At 69.7% G+C, this 4138-nt stretch carries 4 protein-coding genes; 1 reads left to right on the top strand and 3 read right to left on the bottom strand.

Annotated features, from left to right (window positions below; translation table 11 throughout):
- The 3 genes from DPV74_RS39595 to DPV74_RS39585 form a co-directional block, all read right to left on the bottom strand.
- Positions 1 to 388 (bottom strand): ATP-binding cassette domain-containing protein (locus DPV74_RS39595; RefSeq protein WP_119339169.1); only part of this gene is annotated, 388 nt, incomplete at its 3' end.
- A gap of 11 nt (positions 389 to 399) precedes the next feature.
- Positions 400 to 2211 carry an ABC transporter permease gene (locus DPV74_RS39590; RefSeq protein WP_119339168.1) on the bottom strand — a complete coding sequence of 604 codons (1812 nt, stop codon included), beginning with the start codon at positions 2209 to 2211 and terminating at the stop codon, positions 400 to 402.
- A 34-nt stretch (positions 2212 to 2245) separates the two neighbouring features.
- Positions 2246 to 3439, bottom strand: coding sequence for an ABC transporter substrate-binding protein (locus DPV74_RS39585; RefSeq protein ID WP_060086394.1), 1194 nt, complete (start codon positions 3437 to 3439; stop codon positions 2246 to 2248).
- A gap of 355 nt (positions 3440 to 3794) precedes the next feature.
- On the opposite strand from DPV74_RS39585, the gene DPV74_RS39580 reads away from it, so the two are divergent.
- Positions 3795 to 4138, top strand: a 344-nt coding sequence (locus DPV74_RS39580) for a LysR family transcriptional regulator (RefSeq protein ID WP_119339167.1), incomplete at its 3' end; no start/stop codon positions are given.

Raw genomic sequence — 4138 nt, 5'->3', positions numbered from 1 at the left:
CGCGCCACACCTCGGCCGCAGCGCCGAGCGCGGGCCAGCCCGGCCGCGCCGCACGCAGCCGTGCATGCGCGCCGATCAGCACGTTGTCGAGCACGCTCAGGTTGCCGAACACGCGGCCGTGCTGGAACGTGCGTGCGATGCCGAGCGCCGCGAGACGCTCGGGCGCCGTGCCCGTGATGTCGCGGCCGTCGAACGTCACACGGCCGGCGTCGGGCCGGTCGGCGCCCGCGATCAGGTTGAACAGCGTCGACTTGCCGGCGCCGTTCGGGCCGATCACGCTCAGCAGTTCGCCGTCGGCGAGTGTCAGGCTCGCGCCGTCGAGCGCGGTCACGCCGTCGAAACGGCGCGTCAGGCCCTGCACGTCGAGCAAGGGTCGATTGATGGTCATCGCATGCCTCCTCACACCGTACCCAGCAGGCCCTGCGGCCGGAACCGGACGAGCAGCAGCAGCACGAGGCCGTAGATCAGCATCCGGTAATCGGCCGCCCAGCGGAACAGCTCGGGCAGCCCGATCAGCGCGATCGCGCCGGCGATGCCGCCGAGCACGTTGCCGAGCCCGCCAAGGATCACCATCGTCAATGCAAGGATCGACACCTGCGAATCGAAGGTCTGGTGATTGATGTAGCTGTACAGGTGCGCGGCAATGCCGCCACTCACACCAGCCGCGACGCCGCCGACCGCGAACGCGATCGCCTTGTAGCGGTTCGGCGCGATGCCGTGCGCACGCGCGGCGACGTCGTCCTCGCGCACCGCACGCAGCGTGCGGCCGAGATGCGAGCGCAGCAGCCGCACCTGCACGAGCGCGAACCCGACGAGCACCGCGAACGTGAACCAGTACGCGGCGCGCGCAGTGCTCGCCCACGGCAGCGGCGCGATGCCCGTGACGCCGAGCGGGCCGCGCGTGAGGCCGTCCCAGTTCAGGATCACGAGGCTCACCACTTCGCCGATGCCGAGCGTCGCGATCGACACGTAGTGCCCGCGCAGCCGGAACGCCGGGTAGACGAGCAGCGTGCCGAGCACGGCCGTGATGACACCCGCGCACGGGATCGTCACGGCCGGTGACCAGCCGAGATCCGACGACAGCAGCGCCGACGCATACGCACCGATCACGAGCAACGCCGCGTGGCCGAGCGAGATCTGCCCGACCGTGCCCGCGACGAGCGTGAGGCTCAGCGCGAGCAGCCCGTACAGCCACGCGTTGGTCAGCGTCTGCAGCACGTACGGCGACGCGCCGAGCCACGGCAGCACGGCGGCCAATGCAACCAGCGCGACGAGCACCGGACGCGGCACGCGCACGGCCTTCGCGGCCGCGAGGAAGGTGCCCGTCATCGGCTCGGGCGGCAGCGCGCGGTTCGCGCTGAACAGGCCGTTCGGCCGCCACACGAGGAACACGATCAGCAGCCCGAACGCGAACAGGTCGCGGTAGCTCGTGCCGAACAGCGCGACGCCGTAGCTCTCGACGAGGCCGAGCAGCAGGCTGCCGGCGATCGCGCCCGGCACGTTGCCGAGGCCGCCGATCAGCAGCGCGACCACGCCCTTCAGCGTGGCCTGGAAGCCCATCGCCGGATCGATGCTGTTGTAGTACATGCCGACCAGCAGCCCGCTCACGCCGCCGAGCGCGCACGCGATCGCGAACACGGTCTGGTTCACGCGGTCGACGTCCACGCCCATCTGCAGCGCCGCGTCGCGATCCTGCGCGGTCGCGCGCACGGCCCAGCCGAGCCGCGTGAAGCGCAGGAAGCCGTACAGCAGCGCGGTCGCCGCGATGCCGATGCCCGCGATCAGCAGGTCCAGCGAGCCCAACGTCGCGCCGGCAATGCGCAGATGCCAGTCCGGCAGCGGCGTCGGCACCGCGCGCGGGTCCGCGCCGAAGGCGAGCTGCGCGAGCTGGTCGAGGATGAAGCTGATGCCGATCGTCGCGAGCAGCGGCGCGATGCGCGCCGCGTGGCGCAGCGGCCGCAACCCGATCCGCTCGATCGCGACGCCGAGCGCGCCGCAGCCGACGACGACCGCCGCGAGCGCGACCGGCAGCGGCAGCCCGAAGCGCGTCAGGCACAGCCAGCCGATGAATGCGCCGACCATGTACACCGAGCCATGCGCGAAGTTGATCAGGTGCGACACGCCGAAGATCAACGCGAGCCCGACCGCGAGCAACGCGTAGATGTTGCCGACGATGAGGCCGTTGAGCGTGTAGTCGAGCCAGGAAGCCATCACGATGCGTCCGTCACGTGCATGCGGTTCAGGGTCAGCGCGCGGCGAGCTGCGGTTTCGCGCCGTCCCACAGCGCCCACTGCCCCTGCTTCACGACGAGATACACGGTGCGCGCGCCCGCGACGCGGCGCGTCTGCGGATCGAAGCGCACCTTGCCGAAGATCACGCTCGGCACGTCGCTGATTTTCGCGAAGCCGTCGTGCGCAGCCTGGCGCGTCGTGCCGTAGCGGCGCAGCACTTCCGCCGACAGGATCAGCGCGTCGTATGCGCGTGCGACGAACGAATCGGGATCGGCATGGAATTTCGCGCGATAGCGCTGCACGAACGCCTGCACCTCGGGGCGCGGCTCGGCCGGGAAGAAGTTCGATTCGGTATACACACCGTCGACGGCCGCGCCGCCCAGTTCGAGGAATTTCGGCGAATACACGGAGCCGACCGCCGCGATCGGCAGCGTGACGCCCGACGTGCGCGCCTGCCGCACGATCTGCGCGCCGTCCGCGTAGTACGAGATCAGCACGATCGAATCGGGCTTCGATTCGCCGATGCGCACGAGCGTCGAACGGAAATCCTTCTCCGCCGGCTGATAGCCTTCGGCCGCGACGACCTGCGCGCCGAGCCCGGCCACCGCCTTCGCGAAGATGTCCTTGCTGGTGCGGCCCCAGTCGGTGTTCAGGTACAGCACCGCGATCCGCTTGAAGCCGAGCTCCTTCACCGCGTAGCGCGCGAGCAGCGGCTGCTCCTCGGCCTGGCTCAGCGCGGTGCTCCACAGATAGTCGCCGCCTTTCGTGAAGTCCGGATGCGAGTTCGTGAAGCCGAACTGGATCAGTTGCCCGCGCTGGTAGATCGGCGATGCGGCCATCGACGTCGCGCTGGAGAAGTCGCCCAGCTCGATCGCGATGCGCGGATCGGCGACGAACTTCTGCGCGATCGCGACGGCCTGGCGCGGGTCGCTGCGGCTGTCCTGGAAGTCGATCGCGAGCGGCCGGCCATGGATGCCGCCGCTGCCGTTGATCTCGTCGAGCGCGAGATCGAAGCCGCGCTTCCATTGTTCGCCGTATTGCGCGTCCTGGCCCGTGAGCGGCCCGCTCACGCCGACCACCACCGGCTCGCCCGATACGCCTGCGGCGAGCGCGCCGCCCGTCGACAAGCCCCATGCGGCAGCGAGCGCCGCCACCGTGCCCAGCACGCGCCGCCATGCGCCGCGTACGTCGTTCCCCGAAACGTTCATGCGTCCCCCAGCTTCAGTCAGTCGAAAAGAGTGAGGGCATGTAACCATCCGGTTCAGGACGATCCAACGAAGTTTTGCGTATATCGATATCGGGCGCGGCGCGAAACCGGCGACGCCCGCGAACGGTCGCCCGCACGCGCTGCCGCGCGCGATGAGCCGGCATGCATCGCATCGCGTTGATTCGATTGGCGTTTCCTGTACGTCACGCATCGCCACCGGCGCGCCCGCGCGCCCCTCCGGCCATCGCGACGATCGTGCGCTTCGCAGTTTTCGCGCTGTCGATAGCAAAATTCATTATATGAATCACGCATGCTCACACTCCTACAATGCGCAAATCGCATCATCGGAAGGTGTCATGGAGCTGCATCAACTCGAAGCGTTTTCCGCGGTCATGTCGGCCGGCAGCGTGACCGGCGCGGGCGAACTGCTCGGCCGCTCGCAGCCGGCCGTCACGCGGCAGATCCAGGAGCTCGAAGCCGATCTCGGCTACGCGCTGTTCGACCGGCACGGCCCGCGCGTCACGCCGACGCGGCGCGCCTTCCTGCTCTACGAGGAAGTCGAGCGCTCGCTGGTCGGCCTGCGTGCGATCGAGGCGCGCGCACGGGCGCTCGGCGACGAAACCGCCGAACCCGTGCGCATCGCGGCGACGCCTTCGCTCGCGGCGACGCTCGTGCCGGCCGCGCTCGCCGCGCTGCCCGA

The sequence above is a fragment of the Burkholderia sp. HAN2018 genome, assembly GCF_024704855.1.
Classification (GTDB): domain Bacteria; phylum Pseudomonadota; class Gammaproteobacteria; order Burkholderiales; family Burkholderiaceae; genus Burkholderia; species Burkholderia cepacia.
Note: the sequence above shows the minus strand (reverse complement) of the source record. Positions and strands in the feature narration are given on the sequence as shown.

What these genes read in the sequence shown, in the direction of transcription:
- DPV74_RS39585 (WP_060086394.1), bottom strand. Translation starts at nt 3,439, where the DNA reads ATGAACGTTTCGGGGAACGACGTACGCGGCGCATGGCGGCGCGTGCTG.
- DPV74_RS39590 (WP_119339168.1), bottom strand. Translation starts at nt 2,211, where the DNA reads ATGGCTTCCTGGCTCGACTACACGCTCAACGGCCTCATCGTCGGCAAC.